The sequence below is a fragment of the Niallia taxi genome (assembly GCF_032818155.1).
Lineage (GTDB): Bacteria > Bacillota > Bacilli > Bacillales > Cytobacillaceae > Niallia > Niallia taxi_A.
In genome coordinates, this window is sequence record NZ_CP102589.1 from 150,544 (window position 1) to 166,938 (window position 16,395).

14 protein-coding genes and 2 riboswitches are annotated in these 16,395 nt (G+C 38.4%); of the genes, 4 read left to right on the top strand and 10 right to left on the bottom strand.

Going from position 1 to position 16,395, the window contains the following annotated elements; genetic code table 11:
• Window positions 1-96 precede the first annotated feature (96 nt).
• The 9 genes from NQZ71_RS00750 to NQZ71_RS00790 form a co-directional block, all read right to left on the bottom strand.
• Window positions 97-1,476, bottom strand: coding sequence for a UDP-N-acetylmuramoyl-tripeptide--D-alanyl-D-alanine ligase (locus NQZ71_RS00750; protein ID WP_317011187.1), 1,380 nt, complete (start codon window positions 1,474-1,476; stop codon window positions 97-99).
• 128 nt (window positions 1,477-1,604) lie between these two features.
• On the bottom strand, window positions 1,605-2,675 hold the full coding sequence (locus NQZ71_RS00755; RefSeq protein ID WP_260054792.1) for a D-alanine--D-alanine ligase: 1,071 nt from the start codon (window positions 2,673-2,675) through the stop codon (window positions 1,605-1,607).
• A gap of 228 nt (window positions 2,676-2,903) precedes the next feature.
• Complete coding sequence (locus NQZ71_RS00760; RefSeq protein WP_317011188.1) at window positions 2,904-3,503, bottom strand: cob(I)yrinic acid a,c-diamide adenosyltransferase; 600 nt, start codon at window positions 3,501-3,503, stop codon at window positions 2,904-2,906.
• A gap of 1 nt (window position 3,504) precedes the next feature.
• Complete coding sequence (locus NQZ71_RS00765) at window positions 3,505-4,983, bottom strand: adenosylcobinamide amidohydrolase (RefSeq protein ID WP_317011189.1); 1,479 nt, start codon at window positions 4,981-4,983, stop codon at window positions 3,505-3,507.
• A gap of 4 nt (window positions 4,984-4,987) precedes the next feature.
• The gene (locus NQZ71_RS00770; protein ID WP_394374117.1) at window positions 4,988-6,040 is read right to left on the bottom strand and encodes a FecCD family ABC transporter permease; all 1,053 of its coding nucleotides are present in this window, start codon (window positions 6,038-6,040) and stop codon (window positions 4,988-4,990) included.
• Window positions 6,006-6,965 (bottom strand): ABC transporter substrate-binding protein, encoded by a 960-nt coding sequence (locus tag NQZ71_RS00775; protein WP_144457349.1) that lies wholly within the window; start codon window positions 6,963-6,965, stop codon window positions 6,006-6,008. Before NQZ71_RS00775 ends, NQZ71_RS00770 begins: the two co-directional genes overlap by 35 nt.
• Window positions 6,966-7,159: 194 nt before the next feature.
• Window positions 7,160-7,347: riboswitch (cobalamin riboswitch) on the bottom strand.
• Window positions 7,348-7,389: 42 nt separating this feature from the next.
• Window positions 7,390-8,136 (bottom strand): DNA/RNA nuclease SfsA, encoded by a 747-nt coding sequence (gene sfsA / locus NQZ71_RS00780; RefSeq protein ID WP_394374118.1) that lies wholly within the window; start codon window positions 8,134-8,136, stop codon window positions 7,390-7,392.
• An 8-nt stretch (window positions 8,137-8,144) separates the two neighbouring features.
• Entirely contained in the window at window positions 8,145-8,924 is a 780-nt protein-coding gene (locus NQZ71_RS00785) for a hypothetical protein (RefSeq protein ID WP_260054775.1), read from the bottom strand.
• Window positions 8,925-9,308: 384 nt separating this feature from the next.
• Complete coding sequence (locus tag NQZ71_RS00790) at window positions 9,309-10,643, bottom strand: 5'-deoxyadenosine deaminase (protein WP_144457353.1); 1,335 nt, start codon at window positions 10,641-10,643, stop codon at window positions 9,309-9,311.
• 46 nt (window positions 10,644-10,689) lie between these two features.
• Window positions 10,690-10,789: riboswitch (purine riboswitch) on the bottom strand.
• Between the two features lie 176 nt (window positions 10,790-10,965).
• Here NQZ71_RS00790 and mgtE point away from each other — a divergent pair.
• The 3 genes from mgtE to NQZ71_RS00805 all read left to right on the top strand — a co-directional run bounded on the left by mgtE (window position 10,966) and on the right by NQZ71_RS00805 (window position 14,638).
• Window positions 10,966-12,324, top strand: a complete 1,359-nt coding sequence (gene mgtE / locus NQZ71_RS00795; RefSeq protein WP_144457355.1) for a magnesium transporter — start codon at window positions 10,966-10,968, stop codon at window positions 12,322-12,324.
• Window positions 12,325-12,504: 180 nt separating this feature from the next.
• Window positions 12,505-13,665: an FtsW/RodA/SpoVE family cell cycle protein gene (locus NQZ71_RS00800; protein ID WP_144457357.1), complete on the top strand. Its 1,161-nt coding sequence runs from the start codon at window positions 12,505-12,507 to the stop codon at window positions 13,663-13,665.
• 520 nt (window positions 13,666-14,185) lie between these two features.
• A complete protein-coding gene (locus NQZ71_RS00805; RefSeq protein WP_144457359.1) occupies window positions 14,186-14,638 on the top strand; it encodes a Dps family protein in 453 nt (150 codons plus the stop codon).
• Between the two features lie 61 nt (window positions 14,639-14,699).
• On the opposite strand, the gene NQZ71_RS00810 is transcribed toward NQZ71_RS00805, so the two are convergent.
• Window positions 14,700-15,602, bottom strand: coding sequence for a YegS/Rv2252/BmrU family lipid kinase (locus tag NQZ71_RS00810; RefSeq protein WP_260054774.1), 903 nt, complete (start codon window positions 15,600-15,602; stop codon window positions 14,700-14,702).
• A gap of 134 nt (window positions 15,603-15,736) precedes the next feature.
• Between NQZ71_RS00810 and NQZ71_RS00815 the strand changes: the two genes are divergently transcribed.
• Window positions 15,737-16,393 (top strand): potassium channel family protein, encoded by a 657-nt coding sequence (locus NQZ71_RS00815; protein WP_144457363.1) that lies wholly within the window; start codon window positions 15,737-15,739, stop codon window positions 16,391-16,393.
• Window positions 16,394-16,395 lie beyond the last annotated feature (2 nt).

Here is a 16,395-nt window from a genome sequence, read left to right on the forward strand (position 1 = left end):
TCCTAACCTAATCATGCTATTAACTCAAAAAAAGGGAACCAGAATCAGAAAGATTCCTCGTTCCCTTTGATGTCCATTAGACCGAAAACTTCATGATTATTGGAGAGCCTTTACGACTTCCTCCAGCCTCATTCCTCTTGAAGCTTTTACAAGAACCGCCGTGTCTGCATCAACAACCTTTTCCAGTTCGTTAATAAGTTCACTTTTGTCTAAGAAAGAGCGGACTCTATTTTCAGCAAGTACTGTTTTTGCTCCTTCAGCAATATGCTCACCCAATTTTCCAAATGTAAATACATAATCAATGGCAGCAGCATCTATCGCCTCACCAATACTGTAATGGAAGATTGCTTCATCTGGACCCAATTCTAGCATGTCTCCAAGAACAAGCACCTTAGATTTAAATCCTGGTAAGCTTTGCAGCACATTAATAGCAGCTCTCATGCTGGTAGGACTGGCATTATAGGCATCATTGATAATTTTCAAACCGCCCTTCCCTTCCACAAGCTCCATTCTCATATTAGTCAGCTTAAGATTCTCAAAGCCTTCATTCATTTGCTCATAGCTGATACCAAAATAATCTGCCACTAGCATACCTGCCAGTGCGTTCAGAATATTGTGTTTACCTAATATCGGCAGACTAAACTCCTGCTCACTAGTGTTGATTTTAAATTCGCTGCCAGTACTGCTTTCCACAATATCAAATGGAAACAGGCTGTTAGTATCTTCTAAACCAAAGGAACAGCTTTCCGAATCAGCCTTCTTCAAGCTTGGGATTTTGCTTAATAATGGTTCATCGCCAAAATAAACAATTCTGCCGCCTTCTTTTAATCCGTTAAGTATCTCCATTTTTGCTTCTGCAATGCCTTCCCTTGAACCAAGGTCCTGCAAATGGGATTCTCCGATATTTGTGATGGCAACAACATCAGGCTCAGCCAGCCTTGTTAAAAAATCAATCTCTCCCCTGCCGCTCATTCCCATTTCCAACACAGCAATATCTGTATCATCCTCTAAACTCAAAACAGTCAACGGAAGACCTAAATGATTATTATAATTTCCTTCTGTTTTCTGGACTTTATATTTCAGTGACAACAGATTTGTCGTAATATCCTTTGTGGATGTCTTTCCATTACTTCCTGTTATGCCGACAACCTTTATATCCAATTCATGTCGGTAACTTTTCGCAAGCTGCTGGATGCTAACAAGTGGGTCACTTACAAAAATTAGCGGCAAATGCTTAGGCGGATTTGGAACATCCTTTTGCCAAAACGCTGCAGCTGCTCCGTTTTGAATTGCAGCCTCCACATATTGGTGCCCGTCTGTCTTATCTCCTTTAAAAGGAATGAAAAGATTGCCTTTTTGTATCTTCCTTGAGTCAATCGTCACCCCGTTAATGACAATTTCTCCGATATCACTTGAACTCAAAGTCGCATCTGGTCCAATCATATGTGCTGCTTGTTGTAAAGAGCGCCGAATCATAGCAGTCTCCTCCTTCATTTATGTACGCTTTAACTCTTTTTATTTATATTGCCAAAAAAAAGAGGCAATTAAGAGATGCCTCTTTTTTTAAGAGTTGGCTCATTTTATCTCAAATATGCCTATACCCATTAAAAAGTATATTTAATGCTTTGTTTTTCTTGGTGTCGTTCCAAAGCCAAATCTACAAGCTTTTCAATAAGTGCTGCATATTCTACATCTGTATGCTTCCATAATAGCGGGAACATACTGAACGGTGTAAACCCAGGCATTGTGTTTACTTCGTTAATATACACCTCTCCTGCACTCGTTAAGAAGAAGTCAGCACGCACAAGACCAGAACAATCTAAAGCTTTAAATGCTTTTATTGCGTCTTCCTTTATAGCTGCATATTCTTGCTCTGAAACCTCTGCAGGGATAATTAGGCCTGTATTTCCGTCCTCATATTTTGCTTTATAGTCATAGAAATCTGTTTTTGGCAGAATTTCTCCAGCAACCGTTACTTCTGGATAGTCATTGCCAAGGACACCTACTTCAATTTCTCTTGCGATGACGCCTTCTTCCACAATGATTTTGCGGTCGAATTGGAAGGCCTCTTCAAATGCAGCATCCAACTCTGCGCGAGATGTACATTTGCTTATACCTACACTTGATCCTAAGTTAGCAGGTTTAACAAAGCATGGGTAACCAAGATTCTCTTCTACTTTAGCGTATGCAGCTTCCTTAGCGCCTTGCCATTCACTTCTGATGAAGGATGTATATTTCACCTGGTTCAATCCAGCTACTTCAAAAATATTTTTCATGACAACCTTATCCATACCAGCTGATGATGCAAGTACACCATTACCTACATAAGGAAGATTCAAAAGCTCAAGCAAACCTTGAACAGTCCCATCTTCTCCATTTGGTCCATGCAGCAATGGGAAGATTACATCCAAAGAGCTGTCATTTGTTTGGAACAAATCAGGAGAAAGTACTGTCGCAGAATGGCCATCCTGTCTTTTAAACTCTAATTCTTTCACTGTTTCTACAGGTCCTGTTAGCTGATTTCCTTTAATCCATTCACCCGTCTCCGTTATGTATATAGGATGAATATCAAATTTATCTGTATCCAAGGCTTTTATAACCGCCAAGGCTGTTTGCATACTAACTTTATGTTCAGCGGATTTTCCACCGTATAATAAACCGATTTTTTTCTTCATCATTCGTACCTCCATATTTTAAAGACACACACTTGTTATTCTACCACTAGAACTTTATCTTCAAAAGAGGAATCATGGACTAGCATTAGGCTTTTTATCAATTTGTAAAGTTTCTACACGATTTGTAATAATTTATGTTCAGAGGCGAGGAAATGCAGCTTATTCACACATTTTTTTTTAGGCATATTCTCCAAAAATTAACGTTCAATTCTATAAGCTAAATGAACCTTAATTATCAGGACCTTTTTCTCCTCGAATTGCTTTATCTACATGAAAAACCTTTGCGCTTCTCACATATTCAATATCACGCACCCCACTGCGAAAGTTCACGACTCGAGCTAATGCAAAGAAATAATCAGATAAACGGTTTAAGTATTTTAATGGCAAATCAGGAACGTTCTCGTCTTCTCTCATTAAAGTAACTACACATCTTTCTGCCCGTCTCGTTACTGTTCTGGCAATATGGATGGCTGCAGCAGCGTTTGTTCCCCCAGGTAAAATAAATCGTTCAAGCGGCGGCGCTTCTTCCGTTAACATATCTATACGCTTTTCTAAAAAAGTAATAGCTTCCTCAGACAATTTTAATTGCCTATCTTTTATTATGCTTGCTAAATCTCCACCACAATCAAATAATTCATGTTGGATTTTCTCCAAGTCTTCCCTTACATCTAAAAAGGTCTCATGCTCCAGCAAGGATATTGCTTGTCCGACAAAGCAATTTGCTTCATCCACTGTGCCATACGCTTCGACTCTGATGTCATCCTTGGCAATTCTTCCGCCAATAATGCTCGTCTTGCCTTTATCACCTGTTTTCGTATAAATCTTCATTTCATCCCTCTTCTCTAGCTTTTATGCTGCTTTCCCTTCTATCCAAAGCCTCTGTTAAACATTCATAAACACCTTTAGCAACTACTTTGCCTAAAGAAGTGATTGTGCCCGCAAACTCATGATGCTCTCCACTTTGGGTAGCTGCAATAAGTAAGCTGTCTGTTGGAGTACCTGTCGCTGTAGTTCCTGTAAGAGGATCAGCAACTTGTCTGTTACGAAGAACACTTGTCTTCGCCTCTGTCGCTGTCATCGCACATTGCAGAAATGCTTGTTCAGAAAGCTCGCCATTAATAAAAATCCACAGATTGATTGTTCCAGGTAAAATGTACGAGGGATGCTGCTCACTCAAAGCTGCATCCACCGCATGTCCTACACTTGCAGTGACAACAATAAAAACAGAGGAAGCACCTGCTTGATAGCTTCCATACGCAGCATCTTCAAGCTCAACTGCAGTCATCATTCCTACCGTCTCACTCGGCAGAAAACCATTGTTCTCAAGATAACTATTCATTTCCGCCTTATAATCATCACAATGATAGTCTTTATTTACATGTCGATTAACAAAGTATTTATGCCAGCCGACTCCAGCTCCTGTCACACCAGAAGACAGTGTTTTCAGTGGAAAGTTAGTGGTAATAGATATGTAGTCATGGGATATGTGCAAATGTTCTTCACCGATTACTTCTTGCCCTGATTTTTCAGCTGATTCAGGAGAAATAACTAGCTGAGCAGCAGGGACTTGCGGATGTAAGGTTCTCATTACATCTGTTTTATATACCTTTTTTATTGTATTCTCTTGCAGAACTTCCCGAGGATTAGCATCTGATTCTATCTGATTGTGATGGAGCAGCAAAAGCCTGTCACAGTACAAGCTAGCTAAATTCAAATCATGAAAAATACAGACGATAGTCAGTCCTTTATCCCTGCTCCACATTTTCAAAGTATCGAGCAGTTCTTTTTGAAAGGATAGATCTAGATGATTAGTAGGTTCGTCAAGAAGAAGAATCTCCGGCTCCTGTGCCAAGCATTGTGCTAAATACACACGCTGCTTTTCTCCTCCTGAAAGCTCTCCTATCAAGGAATCACTGTAATGACTTATACCCGTCTGTTCCATTGCTCTACTGATAATGGCTTTATCCTCTACAGTTAACCCCTGTATCCAGCCTATTTGGTGAGCATATCTGCCCATTGATACTATTTCTTTTACAGTATAAGAAAAGGTCTCTATTGTTTGTTGAGAAAGAGTAGAAATGATTCTCGCAAGTTCTTTTTGTTTATATTGTGTAAGCTTCCTCTCTTTAATGAATAAATCACCAGAATCCGGTTCGAGGATACCACTTATCAGTTTAAATAATGTTGTTTTCCCACTACCATTTGGACCAAGAATGCCAAGCATCTCCCCCTTTTGTACAGAAAAAGTGATATTCTCTAGCACCTTCTTCTTTCCGTAATGAAAGGAAAGTCCTTTTGCTTCAAGCATCGTTCTACCTCCCTTTCCTTCTATGATTTAATAGCAATACAGCAAATACAGGTGCACCTGCAAGTGCAGTAATGACACCAATTGGCAGCTCAGCAGGTGAAATGATTGATCTTGCCAGCAAATCAGCGAGAATTAGAAAACCACTCCCAACAATAATAGACAGCGGCAGCACATGACGATGATCAGGCCCAGTCAGAAGCCTGATTAAATGAGGAATAACAAGACCAACAAAGCCAATTGTCCCTGACACTGCAACAGCAGCTCCAGTCAGCATACTTCCAGCAAGCAGGATTAATATCTTTCTAAACCTTACTTGTACGCCTAAATGCTGTGCGCGCTCTTCTCCGAACGCCAGTATATTGAGTTCCTTTCCTTGCAGCAGCAAAAGCAGACAGCCGACAACAAAAAAAGGAAGAAACATTTGAATATAGACCCAGCCTCTCATCGACACACTTCCGAGCAGCCAGCCAATAATCTGTCTTAGCTCATCACCAGTTAATGCAATGAAAAGCGAGATGAATGCAGCTAGAAACGAACTAAAGATAATACCTGTCAGTATAATCGTTTCTACCTTCATTGCAGGGTCAAGTCTTCTTGCGAACAATAAAACACATAATATCGTTATAAAAGCAGACAGGATACTTAGTACAGGCAACGTGTACCCGCCCAAAACGGGGATTGAAATATGAAAGAACAATGTTGCAACAGCTCCAACCGAAGCGCCTGAAGATACACCTAATGTATAAGGATCTGCTAACGGATTTCGCAACAAACCTTGAAAAGAGCATCCTGCAATAGCAAGACTTGCACCGACAAGCCCAGAAAGAATAACACGTGGAAGGCGGATATTATAAACAATATTTGCCTGCATTTTGTCTACATCAAATATTTCTGTTGGACTGATTAAGTTGGCGAAGATTTTGACAATGGTCAAAAAGGGCACTGAAACGGTTCCAACTGAAATCCCTAGAAAAAGTGCGATGATGAGAAAAAAAGCGGCCAATAAATAAGCCGCTTTTCTATTATTTAAAAACATCCGGATATACTGCCTTCGCAAATTCCTGTATTCCTTGTGCAAGCCTTGGGCCTGAACGGGAAACAAGGTCTTCATCTACTTCTACTATTTGCTTGTCCTTTACTGCCGTTACATTTTCCCAGCCATCTCGCTTCGTTACTTGCCCAACAGGATCTGGTGAAATGCTGCCATATGTTGTAATAACTACATCTGGATCTGCCTCAATGACCGCTTCCTGGTCAACCTGAACCCAGCCAGTTTCCTTAATAACATTCGTTGCATTGATTGTATCAATCATTTCTTGCATGAATGTATCTTTTCCTGTTGTAAATGCATCAGGTGCAGGACTAACCTCTACATAAACATCCTTTTTGTCTTTAGCAGGGATGCTTGCAGCCTTATCTTTAATAGAAGCGATATCATCCTTCATACCTTCAACCACTTCTTCTGCTTTCGCTTCCTCCCCAACTGCTTCACCAATCATCTCAATGCTTTCGTAAACACCATCAAAATCAGACGCATCATTAACAACAAGCACATCTATTCCAGCATCTCTTATCTGTTGTAATCCATCTGCCCATGTACCAGCTACAGACTCATGTGCAAGAACTAAATCAGGATCTAATGAAATAGTTTTCTCCACATTTAGCTCCATACCTGCTACTTTTTCAATATCTGTTGTTTCTTTAGGGTAGTCATCACTTTCAGAAACACCAACTACCTCATCACCTACTCCAAGTGCAAAAGCTACCTCTGTATTACTTGGTATTAATGACACGATCTTTTCTGGCTTGTCATCAATAACAACCTCTTGATTGGCTGCGTCCTTAATAGTGACAGGGAAAGCCGCCTCTGTCTGTTCTGATTTTTTCTGGTCATTATTTTCATTGTCAGAAGCTTGTCCACACCCAGCTAAAACTAAGCACGCAAGTAATGCACCGCAAAATAATGAATAGTACTTTCTCATCTCTCTTCCTCCCTTTCATGTTCGGAAAAATAAAAAGGAGTCAGTCCTTTTGAACACATAAAAAAACACACTTATCAATAGCATAATGCATAAAAAAAGTGTGAGAGCTCATGTTTCCTTTTTTGGACAGACTCCGGGAAGGACCTTCATTATAAAAATCGCGCTCCACACCATCCTATCCTCGTAGGCATTTTAAGGTGCATAGATGAATGGCAGGTCTCCTGACTCATGACTATTGCTTATTTGCGCCTTCCCATACAATTACAGTGGCATATATGCTAAAAAAGCAGTCATTTACAGTGGCGGGACCGCGCTGGATTTCCACCAGCTTCCCTTTTAAGCTTGCTTTACAAACAACAAGCACCATTCTCTATCTTTTTCATTTTTCATCAACGTTGATTATACACTAATTCGAACGTTCACGTTAGCTAATATCAAGCATTTTTTTATCAAGCTGGACGGGAATTGGCCGGGAAAGCTGAATGCCCTCTAAGGACATATCACAAGTATATGCCATCAGCTTTACGCCAGCCTTTTCTGCTTGCTCCAAGCATTGTGCAAAAAACGGATCAATATGCGCTGCAGATGTAACCAGGTCGACATCCTCCCGCTGCACAACAAATAGAATTGCTGTTTGCCACTCTCCCTGCTTCGCAATGGACGCAAGCTCTTGTACATGCTTTGCTCCCCTTGCCGTGACTGCATCTGGAAACATTCCAATTCTGCCATGTGCAAGTGTGACGCTTTTCACCTCTAACAGAAGCCCCTTGCCTCTCTCATCCTCCAACATGAAGTCCCATCTTGAATGCCCATAAACAAACTCTGATTTCTTCCATTCGTATGAAGACAACTCTGGAAGTGCAAAATTTTTCAACACCCTTTCAATAAGCTTATTCGGGTATGTAGTATTTATAGAAACAAAAATTCCTTCATGCTCGACAAGAACAGCAGTCCACTTCGTTTTCCTATTAGGGTTTGTGCTTGGAAGCACATATACTGCTGTATCTTTTAGTAATAATTCCTTCAATCTGCCCGGATCAGCTAAATGAACAACTTCTATTGATTCCTTATATAGACAATGAAGAATAAAGCGGTTGGGCCTTTCTTTAAACACCATTTTGACAAGCTTTTGCGGAAAGGCTTCTGAAATATTCCTATTCAAACTGCTCACCTGTCTTTTTAATTAATGATTACTTCCCATTCCTTCGTCCTTTTATCATAAACAAGCTTTCCGTCCACATTGCCTTGTTTGCTTCTTTTCTCGTATTCCTCATACATGTCGTCCATATTCGCAAAGTCGCCGATAACCCAGATAGGTATTTCAATGCGCATCCTGTTTTGACTTGCCTTTTGAATGGAAAGTACCATTCCTTCCTTCATCATCTCCTTCAACAATAATACTCCTTGTTGACTTAACGGTGTGAAGATGCGTTTTTTCTTGACTCCGAACAGTGTTTTGTCTGCTTTTAGACGGTTTAATTTCTGACTTATTACCTCACCGAAAAAAGAATAAAACATAGGAAGATTTTTGTAATATGTCTTATTAAACCAGCCATCATCATGGGCCAGATATACAAATTGATTGTTGAGATGCTGATAAAAAGGAGCCTTCAAGTGATCTCTTTTATGAGCAAGAAAGAGGAGCTCTGCAATTGTCTGTCCATGAAGAACATCTAACGCCTCCGTTTCTTCAAAATCAATCCACGCAAAATCTCCATAGCCATAAACATCCTCTTTAGCGAGCTTCGCTAATTTCTGTTCGGGAACATAATCGAACATTGTATGTGTATGTAATTCACCATCATCAAACTGATGCTTCAATAGTAAGATAGACGAAATTGATTGAGCTAAAAAATGATAAAATTCATAAAATTCAATCCCATATGAGAGAACAAACCGTTCCTTTTCATGCAAATGGATATACACTACATCCCGGATATCATGATTGCCTTTTTTCATAAAGTACCCCCTAAACACTTTAAGCAATAAATAAATAGATACTTTTTATCCACTTCAGTTTATCAAAAACAAATTAAAATAGCTCCTAAATGATATTTAGCCCTTATGTAAACAAATTCGCAGCTATTATTTCTCCTGTATGCTTTCCAAATATAAGAAGAAAGATACAAACAGATGCCATTTTCCATTACATTATACAAGTTATCTGCAGTGTTTTATATAATTATCGGAACAATATAAAAAATGACATATGGTTGTAATCTTCATAAAAAAAACCGCCTCCTTTTTAAGACGGTTTTAGATCTTTGACAATATGCCAAAGACGAAGAGTTATATACTGTTTCTTTGTAAAAACTTTAAAGTATTCTATATTAGCATAACCCCCTACACGATATTTGTCTTTTTAAGTAATCTTCTAATACTAGTGTCTGCTTCTTTTAATATAATTTGTTTATCAATTGTTCGCATAATCTTGTTTTCCATGATGATTCGGCCATTAATAATGGTTGTAACAACGTCAGCTCTTGTTGCTGAATAGACAATTCTTGAAACTGGATCAACATCATAGGAAGGATACGTATGGAAGTTCTGTAAGTTTAAAATGGCGATATCAGCTTTTTTACCAACCTCTATACTGCCAATTTCCGTTTCTAGTCCAACTGCTTTTGCTCCGCCGATTGTTGCCATCCGAAATACTGTTCTTGCATCCATGGCTGTTGGTCCGTGGATGGGCTTTTGTATTAATGCAGCCAATCTCATTTCGTTGAACATATCGAGGTTATTATTGCAGGGAGCACCATCTGCCCCAAGACTGACAGAGGCATGATTATGCAATAAATGCGGCGTTTCTGCAATGCCTGAAGCAAGCTTTAAATTTGAACCAGGGCAATGACTTACATGAACACCTTTCTCTTTTATGATTCTTTTTTCTTCTTCATCCAACCAAATGCAATGAGCTAAAATAAGGCGATCATTCGCAAGACCCAAGTGGTCGAGATAGACGACATTCCTCATCCCTGTTTCTTGTTGGACGATTTCAATCTCCGTTTTATTCTCAGAGGCATGTGTATGAACAAATGCCTTATATTTATCGGAAAGCACCTTAACTTCCTTTAAAAGCTCCTCTGTACAAGACACGACAAACCTTGGGGAAAAGGCATATTGTATTCTACCGTCATCAAACTGATCCCACTTCTCTAGTAAATCAACACTCTGCTGGATAGAATCTGCTGTTTTTTCCTGAAGAGCTGCTGGCACTTCACTTCCCTTATCCATCATTACTTTTCCAGAAACAGCCCTAATTCCGCTTTCGGCAATAGCCTGAAAAGCAAAATCTGCATGATGAACGGTTTCCATATCAACGATTGTCGTTGTACCACTTTCTACCAGCTCGCCAATGCCAAGCATTGCCGAATAATAGATGGACTCCTGATCATGAGCCGCCTCTAGTGGCCAAATTCTTTTGCGAAGCCAATCCATCAGCTCTAAATCATCTCCTTTGCCTCTGAATAAGGTCTGACATAAATGAATATGTGTTTGTACAAATCCTGGTATTACTGTGTGATTTGCTGCATCAATAATTTTATCTGCACTAGCAGCATTAAGTCCTTGACCGATTTCCTTAATACGGTCATTTTCAATTAAGATATCCCCATTAATTATTGTCTCTTCTGCATTCATTGTAACGATTTGCGCATTTTGAATTAGTATTGTGGACATTGTCCCATTCCCCCTTTTAAACATAAAAAGCTACGAAAAAACAAGCATATAAAGCTTGTTTTTTCGTAGCTAGAAATTTACGGTTTCTAAGTAGAGACCCTTAAACCAATTATTAAGGATATACGAAAGTAACATAATTAAATTAATATTTATAAGATAATATTAACCGAATCTCATTTGACGGCAAGTTAATTGTCAGAAAACTTAACATACTTTTTACAGCAGTGCGTTATAAAAATATCCATTTCATTCTTGGTGTTTATTTCATATAATAGTACAGGGTATTAAACAACTATGACTTCGGCGGAAAGGAGTGGGAAGTATGATACAAAATATGTCAGTTAATCAAATCACACTTCACATCATTAAAACACTGAAAGAAAACAAAAAGGCAGAGTTTGAGACTATTATAGACGAGCTTCAGCCCTATGATATTGCGCAAATTTACGAAACACTCCCCGATAAGCATAGGACCCGCTTTCTCCTTTTTCTTAACACAGATTTATTAGCAAACCTGCTCGAAGAGATTAATAAGGAAGAGCAGCTTGATATATTAAATAAGCTTGGCGTTGAAAAAACTGGTAAGGTTCTTGATTTAATGGACAATGATGACCTTGCGTCACTTCTTAATGAGCTTTCACCAGAAACAACTGAGCAATTGCTTTCCGGCATGAAAAAAGAAGAGTCTATCATCGTCCAAAACTTGATGAATTATCCGGATGAAACAGCCGGTCGCATGATGACAAACCGTTTTGTATGGATACGCGACTATTACACAACAAGGGAAGCAGTTGATAAACTGAAAAGCTTTGCTGATTTCGCAGAAACATTAAGCTACCTTTATGTTATCAATCAAAAAAGACAATTGGTTGGCGTTGTTTCCTATCGAGACTTATTAATTGCTGAACCGCAGGATAAAATCATGGACATTATGTATGAGCGGGTCATCAGTGTTTCTGTTGCGGAGGACCAGGAGCAGGTTGCTCATATTATTCAAAAGTATGACTTTTTAGCCATCCCTGTCGTCGATGAAGAAAATATGCTGATGGGAATTATAACTGTCGATGATATCATTGACGTTGTTATTCAAGAGGCCGATGAAGATATTCAAAAATTATCTGCTGGTGGTAAGGATATAGACTTTGATACGAAAGCACATATTGCAGCATACCGCAGACTGCCATGGCTTATTTTGCTCCTGTTTATCGGCATAGTGTCAGGCAGCATTATCAGTTCTTATGAGGATATTCTCAGTAAAGCAGTGGCATTATCCTTTTTCATGCCGATGATTTCCGGAATGACCGGTAATACTGGAACACAATCACTCGCAGTGATTGTACGTGGATTAATTTCTAATACGATTAATAAGCGGATTGTTACAAAGGTAATTTTTAGAGAATTACTTGTCGGCCTTATAATTGGCGCAACATGTGGCATAATCATTACATTAATAGCATATGTATGGCAAGGAAGCCCTGTCTTAGGATTTGTTGTTGGATGCTCCCTTTTCTTTACACTTATTATCGGAACACTGTCCGGTACAATTATTCCGTTGATTTTATATCGCTTTAAGATTGATCCAGCTGTAGCATCAGGTCCACTTATTACTACATTAAATGATATTTTTTCTTTGTTTATTTATTTCGGTATTGCAAGTGCCTTCCTCAAGCATCTTATGTAAACACAAAAACGTTGTATTAGAATTCGATGAATTTGTTCTAATGCAGCGTTTTTCTTTTTTCCCTTCTACTTAAGTAAAATCTAAAACTTTTTCGATATTATCAAAAAATGGAAACTATTTTTCAAAACTATCCGTCTAAGTAATAGCACTTCATTTTTTAGTTATATAAGGAGTTATCTTATGCGAGGAAGAAGTAACCAATTTTCAGATAGATTCGATTGGACCCTATGTCTGCTAATCATGCTCTTTTGTTTGACAAGCTGTGTATCTATTTATAGTGCCAACAAAGCATACTTACCTACACAGATTATGTGGTATGGAATTGGAGCCATCGCCATTGCTGTTCTCACATACTTTGACAATGAACAATTTAGAAAACTGACTTGGATTTTATATGGGGTAGGTATCGCACTTCTTGTCGGATTAGTATTTGCCCCAATTACTGATTTTACACCACAAAGAAATGGAGCTCAAAGCTGGTATGTAATTCCAGGTATTGGCAGTATCCAGCCATCAGAGTATATGAAGGTATTCACTATTATGGCTTTGTCAAAGGTAATGCATGACCACCACGAAAAGACAATCTACACAACATTCAAAACAGACTTTATCCTTTTGTGCAAAATGGCATTAGCTGGAGGAATTCCAATTGCCCTTGTTATTGTTCAGGATTTAGGAACTACTTTAGTACTTATGGCAATTCTTGCAGGAATGATCCTTGTATCAGGAATCACTTGGAAAATTATCATCCCAATATACGGAACTGCCCTCTCACTTGGGTCCCTTATTTTATATTTAGCCATATACGGCAGAGATTTTCTGCTTAAATACTTACACATCGAAGACTATCAATTTAAAAGAATCGATTCATGGCTCGATCCTGTTGAATCTGGAGATTCAGGCCTTCAACTCGTTTGGTCCCTGCAGGCAATTGGGTCAGGCCTTATTTCTGGAAAAGGTCTTGGTAATATCGAAGTTTATATACCTGAAAGGCATACAGATTTTGTATTCACCATTATTGGGGAAGAATACGGCTTTATTGGCGGAAGCATTATTATTATTCTTTATTTCCTTCTCATCTATCATTTGACTCGAACTGCCTTTATATCAAATGATCCTTATAGCATTTATATATGTGTAGGTGTTATCAGCATGATAGCTTTCCACGTATTCGAAAACGTTGGAATGACAATACAGCTTCTTCCCATTACAGGAATTCCATTGCCTTTTATCAGTTATGGAGGTAGCTCACTAATGACAAACATGATGGCAATGGGACTCATCTTCAGCATTCGTTACCATCATCGTACTTATATGTTTTCTTCCCGTCTTGCTGTTTAATAAGAGAATGGGACATAAATAGGTGAATATCATAAAAAACGAGTTATTTAATCAACCTTCGATTAAATAACTCGTTTTTTTTTCGTTCTTAGTTTTAATACTATAATTAAAATGCTTAGTGGAATGGAGCGAAGGACATTCCATTACTAAGGGATATAGAGGACGAAATGAAACGAACTAATTATATAGTCACAAGCTTCAAATTTAGATGTAATTTTATTATTCGTGTTTAGAAAGGTTATCTTTTGTTTTGTCTCTTCCACTTTTTGATTGTTTAAGTACGACTGTTATCAGGGTATAGTTTTCTAACAGTTGCAGAAAATAACGAAGATATTTGAAAGATTTATGAACATTTGAGCTACTTACTAGTCTTCCATAACTTTCCTGTATATGATAGAAGTAGAAATAATTATCAACAAATTAAAATAAAAACTAAATTAAAATAATTATAAATAAGTATTGATTTTAAATTAAAACTTGTTATAATTAAAATATAAACAACCGAAGGGAGCTAATAATAATGGGATTACAAACTAAAGTAGAATTACAAAAAGAATTGAATGTACAAGTAGCAAACTGGAGCGTACTTTACACAAAACTTCATCAGCATCACTGGTATGTTAAAGGACCTTTCTTCTTTACATTACATGAGAAATTTGAGGAGCTTTACGATGAGGCAGCAGATGTAGTGGATGAAATTGCTGAACGCTTACTTGCAATTGGCGGAAAACCAGTTTCTACTTTGAAAGAATTTTTGGAGACTTCGACACTGGCAGAAAGTACGGAAAAATTATCTGCAACTGAAATGGTGCGATCTCTTGTAGAGGACTATAGCCAAATTAATACACAACTAAGATCTTTAGCTGAGCACGCAGACGAGCTTGGAGATACAGTAACACATGACCTTGCAATTGGATTAACAGAAAAAATCGAAAAACATCTATGGATGTTAACAGCATACTTATCAGAATAAAAAGCAGGCTTCTACCAATAAGAAATAAGGCATCCATTAATGGATGCCTTATTTCATTTATTTAAAAATCAGGTCGAAGCATTTTTATATGACTTGGGAGCACCTTCAGCTCGCTTGGTGTTTTTGTGTACACCTCTCCGTCCATATCGACATCAACAAAATGTTCAGAGCTTATTTTAATATGTTTTCCACTCATATACAGTACCTCTTCTTTAAGCTCTTCATCCGTTTCAAAATCTATTTTACGGAGATCATTAAGCTCCTTTAACAACTGTAGATTGGTATTTTTAACAATAAAAACATCTACTAAACCGTCATTATAGGATATTGTTGAGAATGGAAGTTGTTTTCCACCAATAAACTTGCCGTTCACAACCATTGCCAAAACAGCCTTTTCTCTTATTTCCTTTCCATCTATATTCATGACAAGCTCTTTCGGCTCGGTATTTTGAATAGTTCTGATGGCACTCAGTAAATAGCTGGCCCTGCCAAGGATGTTTTTTTCTTCTTCTCTAATATTGTTTGATGTTTCAGCTACAAGACCTATCCCCCAAAAATTCAGGAAAAAAGCAGAGTCTGTCTGAATAATATCTACAGGCTCCTCAACTCCGTATAAAACTAACTCTTCAGCCGCCCTTTGCAGGTTTTGCTGTATACCTAATGTACGACTGAAATCATTGCATGTCCCTCCAGGGAGAATGGCAAGCACCGGCCTTTTTTGTAAGCCAGCTAAACCGTTGACACATTCGTGGATAGTTCCATCTCCACCAAGTACAATAACAAGTTCTGTCTGTTCTCCATATTTCTCGCAAATCTCAGCAGCATGATTTGGTCCTTTTGTCTTAAATACCTGCAAATGATCAATTTCCTTCGCAAACACATGTAAACAGCTTTGAAGCTGTACGTCTATTTCCTTTTTCCCTGCATTTCCATTATAGATAAAAAGGGCATTTTTGTATTTCATATTGAGATAAACCCTCCTTTTTTTACCCTATACCCATAATTGCAGGAATTTCTAACTTCTTGTCCTTAATTTTGGAAAGATATAACATTGTGTTAGAATTAAATCCATAAATCTCGAAGCGTGGAGGAACCTTTGTGAAAAAACAATTTGTAGTTATCGGTCTCGGCAATTTCGGCGGAAGTCTCGTCAAGGAATTTTTTGATGCAGGTACAGAGGTGTTGGCAATAGACCAATCCTTGGAAAGAGTCGAAAAATACCGCCCGTTTGCAACACACTGTGTACAAGTCAACACCATGAGTGAAGCCACACTCACACAGCTTGGTATCCGCAACATGGATCATGCCTTTGTGGCATTAGGTGACGATATTGAGTCAAGTGTGCTTACAACACTTATTTTGAAAGAAATGGGAATGAAGCAGGTATGGGTAAAGGCCGCCGATGTCTACCATAAAAGAGTGTTAGAGAAAATTGGTGCAGACAAGGTTATTCATCCAGAACGGGATATGGCAAAAAGGATTGCCCATCATGTAATATCAGAAAAAATGATTGATTATATTGAGCTATCGGACAAACACGGTATTGTAGAGCTGGCAGCCTCAGACAAAGTGCATCAGCGATCACTTCTTGAGTTAAATATCCGGGCAAATTACGGCTGTACCATTATTGGAATCCAGCGAAAAGGGGATACAATAGTCTCTCCTGCTGCTGAGGAGAAGATTTTAAAAGGCGATACACTAATTGTCATCGGCAGTAATGAAGATATATATCAATTTGAAAAAGATGGCCTATAAAC